Origin of the sequence: Stenotrophomonas oahuensis, assembly GCF_031834595.1 — a bacterium.
Lineage (GTDB): Bacteria > Pseudomonadota > Gammaproteobacteria > Xanthomonadales > Xanthomonadaceae > Stenotrophomonas > Stenotrophomonas oahuensis.
On record NZ_CP115541.1, the window covers coordinates 2,717,705 to 2,731,340 of the forward strand.

General features: G+C 66.5%; 15 protein-coding genes. 14 read left to right on the forward strand and 1 reads right to left on the reverse strand.

Annotated features, from left to right (window positions below; all coding sequences use genetic code 11):
- Window positions 1-38 precede the first annotated feature (38 nt).
- A complete protein-coding gene (locus PDM29_RS12055; RefSeq protein WP_311190364.1) occupies window positions 39-1,874 on the forward strand; it encodes a glycosyltransferase family 39 protein in 1,836 nt (611 codons plus the stop codon).
- A 79-nt stretch (window positions 1,875-1,953) separates the two neighbouring features.
- Here PDM29_RS12055 and PDM29_RS12060 read toward each other — a convergent pair whose 3' ends face one another.
- Entirely contained in the window at window positions 1,954-2,526 is a 573-nt protein-coding gene (locus PDM29_RS12060; RefSeq protein ID WP_311190365.1) for a Maf family protein, read from the reverse strand.
- A gap of 79 nt (window positions 2,527-2,605) precedes the next feature.
- On the opposite strand from PDM29_RS12060, the gene PDM29_RS12065 reads away from it, so the two are divergent.
- From PDM29_RS12065 to PDM29_RS12125, 13 genes are all read left to right on the forward strand, one after another.
- Window positions 2,606-3,115, forward strand: coding sequence for a YceD family protein (locus tag PDM29_RS12065; protein WP_311190366.1), 510 nt, complete (start codon window positions 2,606-2,608; stop codon window positions 3,113-3,115).
- Window positions 3,116-3,222: 107 nt separating this feature from the next.
- Window positions 3,223-3,420 carry a 50S ribosomal protein L32 gene (rpmF, locus tag PDM29_RS12070; protein WP_311190367.1) on the forward strand — a complete coding sequence of 66 codons (198 nt, stop codon included), beginning with the start codon at window positions 3,223-3,225 and terminating at the stop codon, window positions 3,418-3,420.
- Window positions 3,421-3,504: 84 nt separating this feature from the next.
- Complete coding sequence (locus tag PDM29_RS12075; RefSeq protein WP_311190368.1) at window positions 3,505-4,482, forward strand: beta-ketoacyl-ACP synthase III; 978 nt, start codon at window positions 3,505-3,507, stop codon at window positions 4,480-4,482.
- A 122-nt stretch (window positions 4,483-4,604) separates the two neighbouring features.
- Entirely contained in the window at window positions 4,605-5,387 is a 783-nt protein-coding gene (locus tag PDM29_RS12080) for a BUD32 family EKC/KEOPS complex subunit (protein WP_311190369.1), read from the forward strand.
- Window positions 5,388-5,470: 83 nt separating this feature from the next.
- Complete coding sequence (fabD, locus tag PDM29_RS12085) at window positions 5,471-6,415, forward strand: ACP S-malonyltransferase (protein WP_311190370.1); 945 nt, start codon at window positions 5,471-5,473, stop codon at window positions 6,413-6,415.
- A 28-nt stretch (window positions 6,416-6,443) separates the two neighbouring features.
- On the forward strand, window positions 6,444-7,187 hold the full coding sequence (fabG, locus tag PDM29_RS12090; RefSeq protein ID WP_311190371.1) for a 3-oxoacyl-ACP reductase FabG: 744 nt from the start codon (window positions 6,444-6,446) through the stop codon (window positions 7,185-7,187).
- A 152-nt stretch (window positions 7,188-7,339) separates the two neighbouring features.
- Window positions 7,340-7,579: an acyl carrier protein gene (acpP, locus tag PDM29_RS12095; RefSeq protein WP_005415509.1), complete on the forward strand. Its 240-nt coding sequence runs from the start codon at window positions 7,340-7,342 to the stop codon at window positions 7,577-7,579.
- Between the two features lie 106 nt (window positions 7,580-7,685).
- Window positions 7,686-8,948 (forward strand): beta-ketoacyl-ACP synthase II, encoded by a 1,263-nt coding sequence (gene fabF / locus PDM29_RS12100; RefSeq protein WP_125361352.1) that lies wholly within the window; start codon window positions 7,686-7,688, stop codon window positions 8,946-8,948.
- Between the two features lie 90 nt (window positions 8,949-9,038).
- Window positions 9,039-10,394 (forward strand): aminodeoxychorismate synthase component I, encoded by a 1,356-nt coding sequence (locus tag PDM29_RS12105; protein WP_311190372.1) that lies wholly within the window; start codon window positions 9,039-9,041, stop codon window positions 10,392-10,394.
- A 201-nt stretch (window positions 10,395-10,595) separates the two neighbouring features.
- A complete protein-coding gene (gene mltG / locus PDM29_RS12110) occupies window positions 10,596-11,660 on the forward strand; it encodes an endolytic transglycosylase MltG (RefSeq protein ID WP_311190373.1) in 1,065 nt (354 codons plus the stop codon).
- Entirely contained in the window at window positions 11,657-12,325 is a 669-nt protein-coding gene (gene tmk / locus PDM29_RS12115) for a dTMP kinase (protein WP_311190374.1), read from the forward strand. Before mltG ends, tmk begins: the two co-directional genes overlap by 4 nt.
- On the forward strand, window positions 12,318-13,271 hold the full coding sequence (locus PDM29_RS12120; RefSeq protein WP_311190375.1) for a DNA polymerase III subunit delta': 954 nt from the start codon (window positions 12,318-12,320) through the stop codon (window positions 13,269-13,271). Before tmk ends, PDM29_RS12120 begins: the two co-directional genes overlap by 8 nt.
- On the forward strand, window positions 13,272-13,625 hold the full coding sequence (locus tag PDM29_RS12125; RefSeq protein WP_311190376.1) for a PilZ domain-containing protein: 354 nt from the start codon (window positions 13,272-13,274) through the stop codon (window positions 13,623-13,625).
- Window positions 13,626-13,636: the final 11 nt, after the last annotated feature.

Consider the following 13,636-nt stretch of genomic DNA (forward strand, 5'->3'; position numbering starts at 1 on the left):
TCGTCTCGTGTCGTCGATCCTCTCGATTCTATAGGCCAATGCAGGGCGAACAACGCGCACGCACCATTTTTTTGACGTTGTGGACGTTGATCACCGCGGTAAAGCTGGTGATTGCAGCGCGTCTGCCCTTGTTCGTGGACGAAGCGTTCTACTGGCAGGAAGGTCAGCACCTGGCCATGGCCTACTCGGACCTGCCCGGGTTGACCGCCTGGCTCACCCGTCTGGGCGTGGAGTTGGGGGGCGCACATGTGCTGGCGGTGCGTCTGCCGTTCCTGGCCATCGGTGCCGTGCTGCCGTGGATGGTCTCGCGCATTGCCACGCGCTGGTTCGGTGCGGTGGCGGGCTGGCAGGCCGGCAGTCTCACTTTGTTGATGCCCCTTTCTGCCACGCTGGGCATGCTGGCCGTACCCGACGTGCCGATGGCGCTGGCCGCCGTGCTGTGTCTGGATGCCGGTGCGCGGCTGCTGCGGAGTGTGGATGCGGCCGCCGCGATGAAGCTTGCGCTCGGCCTGATGATCGGTGCACTCAGCCACTACCGTTTCATCGGCGTGATCGGGGTGGGCCTGATCGCGCTGCTGGTGTTGCCACAGGGCCGGCGCATGCTGCGCGATCCGCGCGTGTGGGTGGCGCTGGCGCTGGGCGTGCTTGCATGGCTGCCGCTGCTGGCGTGGAATGCCGATAACCATGACGCAGGACTCAAATTCCAGGTGGTGGAGCGTCACCCGTGGGATTTCCAGTGGAGCGGGCTGTGGTTCCTGGTGATCCAGCCGGTGCTGGTGACCCCCATTCTGTGCGTGGCGATGTGGAAGGTGGCGCTGGCCGGCACCCGTTCCGGTGGCGGCGCGCGTGCACAGTGGCGCTACTTCGGTCTGGTCGGCGCGGTGTCCACCGTGGCGATCTTCCTGCTGGGTTTCTTCACCGACGTGGAGCGCATCAGCTTCCATTGGCCCTTGCCGGGCTACCTGGCGCTGCTGGTGGCGGTGCCGGTGGTGCTCAATGGCTGGCCGCGCTGGCTGCGCCGCACTGGCTGGTGGCTGGCCGGGGTCGGGCTGACCCTGGCCTTCGGCTACTACCTGATGGCGTCAACGCCCGCGCTGCGTGAGCAGTTGGCTGGCGACAAGTACTACCCACGCAATTTTGCCGGCTGGAAGCCGCTGGCCGACGTAGTGCGCGAGGAGCTGCGGCAGATGCCGGAAGGCACCCGCGTGCTGGCCGGCAACTTCAAGGTTGGGGCCGAGCTGGGCTTCCAGCTGCGCGACCCGCGCATTGAGGTGCTGCCGCATCCGCTCAATGACAAGCATGGCCGCACCGCGCAGCTGGTCCAGTGGGGGCTGCTGCATCAGGGCGAGCGCGGCACGCCGCTGCTGCTGGTGCTGTCGCCCAGTGACCAGCGCTATCGCGACCTGCTGGAGCGTTACCACCAGGTGTGCGAGCAGGTGGGGCCGTTGCCGCCGCCGCGCGTGGTCAGCCAGGATCACGGCTATCAGCGCTTCCTGCTGTTCCGGCTACCGGCGCAGCGCGCTGAAGGTCCGTGTGTGAGTCCGGCGATGGCCTGGATGGACACGCCGCAGTTCGGCGCGCAGGTGCAGGGCACGGTGGAAGTGCGCGGCTGGGCGTTCAAGGATGGGGTGGGGCTTTCGAAGGTCGAGCTGCTGTTGGATGGAAAGCCTGCCGGCACGGTGACCTATGGTCGTCCGTATGACATCACCGGGTTCTGGAAGATATCCAACGACCCGCAGCATCCGAATGTTGGCTTTGATGCGCAGCTGGATACGACCGGGTTGGCACCTGGCAAACATTGGTTGGGGCTGCGTCTGCACGGCAATGACGGCAGCGTCGAAACCTGGCAGGAGCAGGCGGTCATCGTGCGTTGATGAGGGTCACGACCAACGGTCGTGACCTACCTGGCGTGTCGGACGGTAGGTCATGACCGTTGGTCATGACGCCGGAAAATCAGGGCAACAGGTAACCCGCTTCCCGCAGCAACCGCGCCACCGCGATCAACGGCAACCCGATCAGCGCGGTCGGGTCGGAATTCTCGATCGCCTCGAACAAAGTGATCCCCAGCCCCTCGCACTTGAAGCTGCCCGCACAGTCCAACGGCATTTCAGCGGCCACGTAGCGCGCAATCTCATCCGACTGCAAGACGCGGAATCGCACCGTGGTCAAATCACAGGCTTCCAGCACCCGTCCATCGCACTGCAGGCTCACCGCCGTATGGAAGGCCACCGACTGGCCGGACATCGCCGCCAGCTGGGCCTGGGCGGCCTCCACCGTGCCGGGCTTGCCCAGCGGGGCCCCGTTCAGCTCCGCCACCTGGTCGGACCCGATCACCCAGCGGCCCGGGTGGCGGACGGCGACCTCTGCCGCCTTGGCCCGGGCCAGGCGCACCGCAAGCGCGGCGGGCGCTTCGCCCGGGGCAGGGGTCTCGTCCACGTCCGGGCGGGCTGTTTCCAGGGGCAGGCCCAGGCGTTCCAGCAGTTCGCGGCGGTATCGGGAGGTAGAGGCAAGCAGCAGCGGGTTCATGCGATAATCCTATCCCACACGGGCCCGGCAGCCCGGGCATTTGACAACCGCTATCGCGGTCCTTAACATTCAGCGGCTTATGTCCGCGAACGTGCCCGAATTGCTGGATGCCTGGAAGATGGTCGCAGCGCGCAGGCGCTTCGAAGGCCAGGTCAACCTGGCTGACCTGACCCGCCTGCAAGGCCTTGTTGCCGATACCGAAGGAACGTGCACCTATGCACTGGAATTCGCTCGCGATGAGATCGTGCGGGTATCCTATGTGGAACTGACTCTCTCCACCGAGCTGCCGCTGACCTGTCAGCGCAGCATGCAGCGATTCCTGTTGCCGGTGAATGTGGTGCAGCGTCTTGGCCTGGTCCGCGACGAAGCTGAAGAAGCTTCGCTGCCGGAAGAGTACGAAGCGCTGCTGGTGCCCGAGGATGGCGAACTGCGTCCGCTGGACCTGGTCGAGGACGAACTGGTCCTGGCTGTCCCGGTGGTGCCGCTGTCGCCCGATGGTGAAGCGGTTGACCGTGACTGGGCACCGACCGAAGAAGAAACAAGCAAGGCCAATCCGTTCGCGGCGTTGGCGGCGCTGAAGAAACAATAGCAGCCGGTTGTCGTCGGCGGCTGCGGCGAAAGCGAAGACTGTGCTGGGCGCTGGCGTCCTGTGCGACGAAACGACGAAGCAAAACGAACCGAGTTTGGAGCAATCCCATGGCTGTGCAGAAATCCCGTGTTACCCCGTCCCGCCGCGGCCAGCGCCGTTCGCATGACGCCCTGAGCGCCAAGCAGCTGTCGACCGACCCGACCACCGGCGAAGTGCATCTGCGTCACCACATCACTGCTGACGGTTTCTACCGTGGCAAGAAGGTGATCACGACCAAGTCGAACTCGGTCGTCGAAGAAGATTGATCAGTGTGAAGGCCGCTGCCCGGTCGGGCGGCGGCCTTTGCCCTTTCTTCCAGGCCGCGTTGCGGCCGCGTTTCAGGAATTGCAATGAGCAAGCGGATCTACTCGAGGATCGCGGGCACCGGTAGTTATTTGCCCGAAAAAGTGCTGACCAACCAGGATCTGGAGAAATTGGTCGACACCAGCGATGAGTGGATTCAAACGCGCACCGGTATTCGCGAACGGCACATTGCCGCCGACAGCGAAACCACCAGCGACCTCGGCTACCACGCCGCGGTGCGTGCGTTGGAGGCCGCCGGTATCGAGGCCTCGCAGCTCGACATGATCGTGGTGGGTACGACCACCCCTGATCTGATTTTCCCGTCCACCGCGTGCCTGATCCAGGCCAAGCTCGGTGCGAGCGGTTGCCCTGCCTTTGATGTGAACGCTGCCTGCTCGGGCTTCGTGTTCGCGCTGAGCGTGGCTGACAAATTCATCCGTTCCGGTGACGCCCGCCATGTGCTGGTGATCGGTGCGGAAACCCTGACCCGTATTGTTGACTGGAACGACCGCACCACCTGCGTGCTGTTCGGCGACGGCGCGGGCGCAGTGGTGCTGAAGGCCGATGAAGACACCGGCATTCTCAGTACCCACCTGCATTCCGATGGCAGCAAGAAGGAACTGCTGTGGAACCCGGTTGGTGTTTCCAGCGGCTTCGGCGAGGGTGAAAACGCCCGCGGCGCGATCCTGATGAAGGGCAACGACGTCTTCAAGTACGCCGTCAAGGCGCTGGACTCGGTCGTGGACGAAACTCTGGATGCCAACGGCCTGGACAAGAGCGACCTGGACTGGCTGATTCCGCACCAGGCCAACCTGCGCATCATTGAAGCCACTGCCAAGCGCCTGGACATGTCCATGGACCAGGTGGTGGTCACCGTCGACAAGCACGGCAATACCTCGTCGGCCTCGGTGCCGCTGGCGCTGGACGCCGCGGTGCGCTCCGGCCGCGTGCAGCGCGGTCAGCTGCTGCTGCTGGAAGCCTTCGGTGGCGGCTTCACGTGGGGTTCGGCTCTGCTGCGTTATTAATGCGTTAAGACGGCGTGTCGACCAACGGTCGACACCTACCCGCGCCGGTGGCGCACGACCGTTGGTCGTGCGGCCTTCGATTCGGCCCCGTTTGGGGCCGTTCGCATTTCTGGAGACATCGCATGGTCGAGCCCATTGTCATTGAAGGGCAGCGCGCCTGGTTGAAGCAGTACGGCGAAGGCAGTCGCGCCGTCGCGCTGGGCCTGCTGCGCTTCATCGCCAACCGCTTCCAGCTGGACGCGCTGCGTCCGCCGCCGCACCGGGGAGGTGATGCTGCCCGCGAAACCGAAGCGCGTCGCCTCGCCGAACTGCTGGCCCAGGGCGTCAATGTGCCGCACGTGATCGGCAGCGGCCATGCCGCGCTGGTGCTGGGCGACAACGGCAGCTCGTTCAATACCTGCCTGCGACAGGCCGACGATGCCGGCCGCGACGTCCTGGTGGCTGCGGCCATGCAGGCCATTGCTGCCGCCCACCGCAGCGGGGCCTATTTCGGCCAGCCCCTGCCGCGCAACCTGACCTGGGACGGGCAGAACATCGGCTTCATCGACTTCGAGGAAGACCCGCTGGAAGTAATGGACCTGGCCCAGGCCCAGGCCCGCGACTGGCTGATGTTCGGCTACGGCGTGGCCAAGTATTACGAGCATCGGCCCGAGCGCCTGCAGGAACTGATGGCCCAGGCCATGGACGGGGTGGACAGCCCGGTGCTGGCACACGCTCACGCGGTTTCCGGCCGGCTGCAGCGGTTGGCCCGCTACAGCCTGAAAATGGGACGGTCGGCGCGCGCGCTGGCCCACGCCATTCTGATCGTGCACGGGGCCACCACGCTGGGCATGGTGATGCTGCTGGCCATCTGCGTGGACTTCTTCGCCGACGGCGAACTGGACGTCCTGCAGCTGTTCGTCTGACCGTCCACATACGCGCCAGTACAGACGAAGGCGGCTAAACCCCCTTATCATTCGCCGTTCGATTTTTGCAGGCGGACCCCCGCGTGACCGATTCCACTCTCGCTTTCGTGTTCCCCGGCCAGGGCTCCCAGTCGCTGGGCATGCTGGCCGAGCTCTCCGAACTGCACCCGCAGGTTCGTGAAGCCTTCACCGAAGCCTCTGACGGTGCCGGCGTGGACCTCTGGGCCCTGTCCCAGGGCGGTCCGGAAGAAATGCTCAACCGCACCGAGTACACCCAGCCTGCGCTGCTGGCCGCCAGCATTGGCGTGTGGCGTGCGTGGCAGGCGGTCGGTGGTGCCCAGCCGGCCGTGCTGGCCGGCCACAGCCTGGGCGAGTACACCGCGCTGGTGGCCGCCGGTGCGCTGACCCTGCGCGACGGTGCCCACCTGGTGCGCCTGCGCGGTCAGCTGATGCAGGACGCGGCCCCGGCCGGCGTCGGTGCCATGGCCGCCGTGCTGGGTGCTGAAGACGCGCTGGTGCTGGAAGTCTGTGAACAGGCTGCCGGCAGCCAGGTCGTGGTGCCCGCCAACTACAACTCGCCCGGCCAGATCGTGATCGGCGGCGACGCCGCGGCGGTTGACCGCGCGCTGGCGCTGCTGGCCGAGAAGGGCGTGCGCAAGGCGGTCAAGCTGGCCGTCAGCGTGCCCTCGCACACCCCGCTGATGCGCGAAGCCGCCAACCGCCTGGCCGAAACCATGGCCGGCCTGCAGTGGCAGGCTCCGGCGCTGCCGGTGGTGCAGAACGTGGACGCGCGCGTGCATGACGGCGTGGACGCCATCCGCCAGGCCCTGGTGCAGCAGCTGTACCAGCCGGTGCAGTGGACCGGCTGCGTGCAGGCGCTGGCCGCCCGTGGCGTCACCCGCGTGGCCGAGTGCGGCCCCGGCAAGGTGCTCACTGGATTGATCAAGCGCATCGACAAGGGCCTTGACGCACGTACCCTGTCCACCCCGGCCGACTTTGAAACCGCTCGCGAAACCTGGGCCGCCTGAGCCCCACGTCTTTCAAGGAAACAGATTCATGAGCAAGCCCCTGCAGGGTGAAATCGCACTGGTCACCGGCGCCAGCCGTGGCATCGGTGCGGCCATTGCCGACACGCTGGCCGCCCAGGGTGCCACGGTCATCGGCACCGCCACCACCGAATCCGGCGCGGCCGCGATTGGCGAGCGTCTGGCCGCACTGGGTGGCCACGGCCGTGCGCTGAACGTCACCGACGCCGCTGCGCTTGAAGCCGTGCTGGATGCCATCACCAAGGAATTCGGCCCGATCTCCATCCTCGTCAACAATGCCGGCATCACCCGCGACAACCTGCTGATGCGCATGAAGGAAGAGGACTGGCAGGCCATTCTCGACACCAACCTGACCAGCGTGTATCGCACCTCCAAGGCGGTGATGCGCGGCATGATGAAGGCGCGCAAGGGCCGCATCATCAACATCGCTTCGGTGATCGGTGTCACCGGCAACGCCGGGCAGGCCAATTACGCCGCCGCCAAGGCCGGCATCATTGCTTTCTCCAAGTCGCTGGCCAAGGAAATCGGTTCGCGCAACATCACCGTCAATGTGGTCGCCCCCGGCTTCATCGACACCGACATGACCAAGGCCCTGCCGGAAGAGCAGCGCACCGGTCTGGTCAAAAGCATCGCGCTGGAACGCCTCGGCGAGCCGGCTGATATCGCCAACGCGGTGGCGTTCCTGGCCGGCCCTTCGGCCAGCTACATCACCGGCGAAACCCTCCATGTGAACGGCGGCATGTACATGCCGTAAGCATGTGGCGCAGGGACTGCGCCGCAAGTGGTTGATCCATTTGGCCTTTTGCTGCAAATGCATGGGCCACGCGGTTTCCACTACACTATCCCACGGCCATCACTCCCTGATGGCAATACTTTGAACCACTACTCCATCTGGAGCGATATCCAATGAGCACCATCGAAGAACGCGTCAAGAAAATCGTCGTCGAACAGCTTGGCGTCAAGGAAGAAGAAGTCACCAACAGCGCATCGTTCGTCGATGACCTGGGCGCTGACTCGCTGGACACCGTTGAGCTGGTGATGGCGCTGGAAGAAGAATTCGAGTGCGAGATCCCGGACGAAGAAGCCGAAAAGATCAGCACCGTGCAGGCTGCCATCGACTACATCAAGGCCCACGTCAAGGCCTGATGTCAGCCGGCTGATGCGCGTGTGTGGTTTTCCACCACGCGCAACGGCACCCCCATGGGGCCGCACTTGCGGCCCTGTGTATTTGTAAGCGTCAGGAGAATCTGAAATGAAGCGTCGCGTCGTCGTTACCGGCATGGGCATGGTCTCGCCGTTGGGCAATGATCTGGCCACCAGTTGGAAGGGCATTACCGAAGGCCGTTCCGGCATCGGTCCGCTGACCAATGTTTCAGACGCCTACCTGGAGCGTTTCACCACCAAGATTGCAGGTGAGGTCAAGGGCTTTGACATCACCGCCGACAACGAACAGTTCGGCAAATTCCGGGTCAGCGGCAAAGATGCCAAGAAGATGGACCCGTTCATTCATTACGGCCTGGGCGCTTCGTTCATGGCCCTGCACGATTCCGGCCTGGAGATCACCGACGCCAATGCCGAGCGCATCGGCGCGATCGTCGGTGCCGGCATCGGCGGCCTGCTCGGCATTGAAGAGCAGACCATCGAATTCCATGAGGGCAAGAAGATCTCGCCCTTCTATGTGCCCAAGACCATCATCAACATGCTGCCGGGCCAGCTGAGCATCATCACCGGCCTGAAGGGTCCGTCCTTCTCCGCCGTGTCGGCCTGCGCCACCTCGAATCATTCCATCGGCACCGCCATGCGCATGATCCAGTACGGCGATGCGGACGTGATGGTGGTCGGCGGTGCCGAGCGTGGCTCGTCGCCGACCGCCCTGGGCGGCTTCTGCGCGATGAAGGCCATGAGCACCCGCAACGATGCCCCGGAACAGGCTTCGCGCCCGTGGGACAAGGACCGCGACGGCTTCGTGCTGGGTGACGGTGCCGGCATCCTGATTCTGGAAGAGTACGAACACGCCAAGGCGCGTGGCGCGAAGATCTACTGCGAGCTCGCCGGCTTCGGTGCCAGCTCCGACGCGTACCACATGACCGCGCCCAGCGAGAACGGTGAAGGTGCCGCGCGCTGCATGACGATGGCACTGAAGGACGCCGGCGTCACCCCGGACCAGGTCGGTTACCTCAACGCACACGGCACCTCCACGCCGCTGGGCGACCTGGGCGAAACCATGGCCATGAAGACCGCTTTTGGCGACCACGCCTACAAGATGATGGTCAGCTCCACCAAGAGCATGACCGGCCACCTGCTCGGCGCTGCCGGCGGCGTGGAAGCCATCTTCTCGGTGCTCGCCATCCGCGACAACATCATTCCGCCGACCATCAACCTGGAACAGCCGGGCGAAGGCTGCGACCTGGACTACGTGCCGAACGTGGCCCGCGAAGCGACCGTCGACGTGGTCATGTCGAACGGCTTCGGCTTCGGCGGCACCAACGGCACGCTGGTGTTCAAGCGCGTCTGAGGTTTTCCGCGTAACGTGTCTCACCACACCCGGGCCGCCTTTTTGGGCGGCCTTGGTGCATCTGGCCTTCGCGCATCCACGGTCCTTCCCATGTTCCAAACCCGCCCGCTACCGTCGACCACCGACCTCCCATCCCTGCAACGCGTGGCCCCCGACCGCTACCCGCTGCTGATGGAATCCACCGCGTCCGGCACCGCCCAGGGCCGCTGGGACCTGCTGCTCATGGCCAGCGGCCCCTCGCTGGCCCTGCATGCCGACGGCGTGGTCCGCGACGAATCCGGCACCGCCCAAGCAGGCCGCTTCCTGCAGGTCCTCGACGCCCACTGGCAGGCCACCCGCCTGCCGCGCGAAGAAACCGGATTGCCATTCCGTGGCGGCTGGGCGCTGATGCTCGACTACGAGCTGGCCGGGCAGATTGAAACCGTGCTGGCGCTGCCCACCCGCGCCGACGGCCTGCCGTCCGCCTTGGCTCTGCGCTGCCCTGCAGGCGTGCTGCACGACCGCGTGCTGGGCCAGTACCACGCCGTGTGCGAAACCGGCAGCGAGGCGCTGCTGGACACCCTGCTGACCGACCTGCAGGCCGCCCAGGCGCAGCCCGCGCTGCCGGCCTGGCAGCCGCCGCAGCGGATGGACGAAGACGCCCCTGCGCGCTTTACCGACGGCGTGGAAAAGGTCATCGACTATCTACGCGCCGGCGACGTGTTCCAGGTGAACCTGTCGCGCCGCTGGGTCGCGCAGTTCAGCGAAGCTCTGGATCCGCACGCCCTGTACGCCCAGCTGCGGGTCGCCAATCCCGCACCGTTTGCCGGCCTGTTCATCGCGCAGGGCAGGGCGGTGGTCAGCTCCTCGCCCGAGCGCCTCGTGTCCGTGCACGGCGACGACGTGCAGACCCGCCCCATCGCCGGCACCCGCCCGCGCTTTGAAGGCGACGACGATGCCGAGCGCATCCGCGAGCTGGTCGGCCACCCCAAGGAGCGCGCCGAGCACGTGATGCTCATTGATCTGGAGCGCAACGACCTCGGCCGCATCTGCAGCCCCGGCAGCGTCGAAGTGGATGAACTGATGAGCGTGGAAAGCTATGCGCACGTACACCACATCGTCAGCAACGTGCGCGGCCGCCTGCTGCCCGGCACCACGCCCGGGCAGGTGATTGCCGCCACCTTCCCCGGCGGCACCATCACCGGCTGCCCCAAGGTGCGCTGCATGCAGATCATCGCCGAGCTCGAGCAGACCGCGCGCGGTGCCTACACCGGCGCATTCGGCTGGCTGAACCGTGACGGCGACCTCGACCTGAACATCCTCATCCGCACTGCCGAAGTAAACGGCCCCCACGCCGCCTTCCGCACCGGTGCCGGCATCGTCGTCGATTCAGATCCCGCCAAGGAACTCGACGAAACCCGCGCCAAAGCCCGCGGCCTGATGCGCGCGCTGGGCCGCAACGACTGACACATCGCATCCCTGTATCCTGTACGACGTGCTCCCACGCATGCCCGGGCCGCTCAAAACGCCGGACATGCTCGGGCACCCGACTGCCGAACGCACCCGGCCGAATGAATCGCCGGGAATGCCCCGTAGAGCCGGGCTTGCCCGGCTGCCCGGAAAAACCGAACCACCCGTAACAACCGAACCAAGCGCAAAAGGACCCCCATGGCAGGTGCAAAACGAGGTTGTCTAGCCGTCCTGACCGGGCTTGCACTGATCGCCGTCCTCCTGGCCGCCGCCGGCCTCTGGTTCTGGAACAACCAATCCAGCTTCGCCGACGAACCCATCACCCCCGACCAACCGGCGGTCATCATCGCCCCCGGCGACGGCCTCAACACCGTCGTACGCAAGCTGCGCGAGGTCGGCGTTGAGGAAGGCACCGACACCCAGTGGCAGCTGCTCGCGCGCCAGCTCGACGCCGCCGGCAAACTCAAAGTCGGCGAATACGCCCTCGACAACACCCTCACCCCGCGCGAACTGCTCACCCGCATGCGCCAGGGCCGCGTCGTGCAACACCGCGTCACCATCGTCGAAGGCTGGAACATCCGCCAGCTGCGCGCCGCGCTCAAGCGCGCTGATCCGCTGGTACACACCACCGACGACCTCAGCGACAGCGAGCTGATGGCCAAGCTCGGCTTCCCCGGCCAGCACCCCGAAGGCCGCTTCCTGCCGGAAACCTACGTCTACCAGCGCGGCGACACCGACGTCGACGTGCTCAAACGCGCCCACGCCGCGATGGAAAAGGAGCTGACCGCCGCCTGGGACAGCCGCAGCGATGACCTGCCGCTCAACACCCCGTACGAGCTGCTCACCCTGGCCTCCATCATCGAAAAAGAAACCGCGCTGGCCAGCGAGCGCCCGCAGATTGCCGGCGTGTTCGCGCGCCGCCTGAAGATGGGCATGCGCCTGCAGACCGACCCCACCGTCATCTACGGCATCGGCAGCAGCTACGACGGCAACATCCGCAAACGCGACCTCACCACCGACACGCCGTACAACACCTACACCCGCGCTGGCCTGACCCCGACGCCGATCGCCATGCCCGGCCGCGACGCGCTGCATGCCGCCGCGCAGCCTGCGCCCGGCAACGCGCTGTACTTCGTCGCCGTCGGCGATGGCAGCGGCGCACATGTGTTCTCGGCCACCTACGCCGACCACAACACCGCCGTCGCCCGTTACCTGCAGCAGCTGCGCCAGCAGCGTGCGCAGCAGCAGGCACAGCCGCAATGAGTACTGATCTGCACCGCCACCCGCATTTCATCAGCCTGGAAGGCGGGGAGGGCGCGGGCAAGACCACCGCGCTCAACGCCATCCGTCAGGCGCTGGAAGCACACGGCCACCGCGTGCTGCTTACCCGTGAGCCCGGCGGCACACCGCTGGCCGAGCGCATCCGCGCGCTGGTGCTGACCCCGGACCCCGAGATCGCCGCCGAGCCGCTGAGTGCCGAGGCCGAGCTGCTGCTGGTGTTCGCCGGCCGCGCCCAGCACGTGCGCCAGGTCGTGCAGCCCGCACTCGCCCAGGGCACCTATGTCCTGAGCGACCGCTTCACCGATTCCAGCTACGCCTACCAGGGGGGCGGGCGCGGGCTCGATCCCACCTTCATCGCCGAGCTGGAGCGCCGTACCGTGGGCCTGCAGCCCGGCCTGACCCTGCTGCTGGACGTGGATGTGGCCGTCGGCCGCGCCCGCGCCAGCGGCCGCGGCGAAGGCCCGGACCGCATCGAGCGCGAGCAGGACGACTTCTTCCAGCGCGTGCGCAACGTGTTCCGCCAGCGCGCCGCCGGCGAGCCGGAGCGCTTCCGCGTCATCGACGCCAGCCAGGACCAGGCCGGCGTCGCCGCCCAGGTGGTGGCTGCCATCGACGCCTACCTCACCAAGGAGGGCGGCAATGGCTGAGTTCTCGCCCTGGCAGCAGCGTGCCTATGACCAGACCGTGGCCGCGCTCGACGCCGGCCGCCTCGGCCATGGCCTGTTGATCTGCGGCCCGGCCGGGCTCGGCAAGGCCGAGGTGGCCCTGCAGCTGGCAAAGCACGTGCTGGAGCGCGGCGAGCCCGCCGCTGCCCAGCGCGCTGCCCAGCTGATTGCCGCCGGCACCCACCCGGACCTGCAGCGGGTGTCGTTCATTCCGAACAAGACCGGTGACAAGCTGCGCACCGAGATCGTGATCGAGCAGATCCGCGAGATCTCGCAGAAGCTGGCGCTGACCCCGCAGTACGGCGTGGCCCAGGTGGTCATCGTCGACCCGGCCGACGCCATCAACCGCGCCGCCTGCAACGCGCTGCTCAAGACCCTGGAAGAGCCGCAGCCCGGCCGCTACCTGTGGCTGATCAGCAGCGACCCCGCGCGCCTGCCGGCCACCGTGCGCAGCCGCTGCCAGCGCCTGGAATTCAAGCTGCCGCCGCGCGAGGAAGCGCTGGCCTGGCTGCAGGCCCAGGGCCACAGCGAAGCCAGCGCCCGCGAAGCCCTGGATGCCGCCCGCGGCCACCCCGGGCTGGCCGACGACTGGCTGAAAAACGACGGCCTGACGCTGCGCCGGCAGGTCGCCAGCGACCTGGAAGCCCTGGTCGCCGGCCGCAGCAGCGCGGTGGAGCTGGCCCAGCGCTGGTGCGCCGACGAGCACGCCGCGCTGCGCCTGCGCTTCGCCGCAGACCTCGCATTGGCACAAGCCACCGGTGGTGGCTTGACCGATGCGGAGCGATTGCACAAGCTGGGGGCCTGGTTCGACGCCGCCAACCGTACCCGCGATCTGCTGCGCACTACCGTGCGTGCCGACCTGGCGGTGGTGGAATTGTTGTTGGCCTGGAACAAGGTCAACGAGCGGCACGCAAAGGGGAATAGATAAATGAGCGCCACCAACGCCCGCCAGGGCATCCTGTCGCTGGCCGTCAAGGACAAGGCGTCGCTGTACAGCGCCTACATGCCGTTCATCAAGAACGGCGGCATCTTCGTGCCCACGCCCAAGCGTTACTTCCTGGGCGACGAGGTCTTCCTGCTGCTGACCCTGCCCGACAGCAGCGAGCGCCTGCCCGTGGCCGGCAAAGTGGTGTGGGTGACCCCGGCCGGAGCCCAGGGCAACCGCGCCGCCGGCATCGGCGTGCAGCTGGCCGACGGCCAGGAAGGCGAGAACGTGCGCAACAAGATCGAGACCGCACTGGCCGGCACGCTGAACTCGGACAAGCCCACGCACACGATGTGAAGACGATTGTA

Excerpts from the sequence above, each read along its gene's own strand:
- PDM29_RS12055 (WP_311190364.1), top strand. The coding sequence starts at position 39 with ATGCAGGGCGAACAACGCGCACGCACCATTTTTTTGACGTTGTGGACG.
- PDM29_RS12060 (WP_311190365.1), bottom strand. The coding sequence starts at position 2,526 with ATGAACCCGCTGCTGCTTGCCTCTACCTCCCGATACCGCCGCGAACTG.
- PDM29_RS12065 (WP_311190366.1), top strand. The coding sequence starts at position 2,606 with ATGTCCGCGAACGTGCCCGAATTGCTGGATGCCTGGAAGATGGTCGCA.
- rpmF (WP_311190367.1), top strand. The coding sequence starts at position 3,223 with ATGGCTGTGCAGAAATCCCGTGTTACCCCGTCCCGCCGCGGCCAGCGC.
- PDM29_RS12075 (WP_311190368.1), top strand. The coding sequence starts at position 3,505 with ATGAGCAAGCGGATCTACTCGAGGATCGCGGGCACCGGTAGTTATTTG.
- PDM29_RS12080 (WP_311190369.1), top strand. The coding sequence starts at position 4,605 with ATGGTCGAGCCCATTGTCATTGAAGGGCAGCGCGCCTGGTTGAAGCAG.
- fabG (WP_311190371.1), top strand. The coding sequence starts at position 6,444 with ATGAGCAAGCCCCTGCAGGGTGAAATCGCACTGGTCACCGGCGCCAGC.
- acpP (WP_005415509.1), top strand. The coding sequence starts at position 7,340 with ATGAGCACCATCGAAGAACGCGTCAAGAAAATCGTCGTCGAACAGCTT.
- fabF (WP_125361352.1), top strand. The coding sequence starts at position 7,686 with ATGAAGCGTCGCGTCGTCGTTACCGGCATGGGCATGGTCTCGCCGTTG.
- PDM29_RS12105 (WP_311190372.1), top strand. The coding sequence starts at position 9,039 with ATGTTCCAAACCCGCCCGCTACCGTCGACCACCGACCTCCCATCCCTG.
- mltG (WP_311190373.1), top strand. The coding sequence starts at position 10,596 with ATGGCAGGTGCAAAACGAGGTTGTCTAGCCGTCCTGACCGGGCTTGCA.
- tmk (WP_311190374.1), top strand. The coding sequence starts at position 11,657 with ATGAGTACTGATCTGCACCGCCACCCGCATTTCATCAGCCTGGAAGGC.
- PDM29_RS12120 (WP_311190375.1), top strand. The coding sequence starts at position 12,318 with ATGGCTGAGTTCTCGCCCTGGCAGCAGCGTGCCTATGACCAGACCGTG.
- PDM29_RS12125 (WP_311190376.1), top strand. The coding sequence starts at position 13,272 with ATGAGCGCCACCAACGCCCGCCAGGGCATCCTGTCGCTGGCCGTCAAG.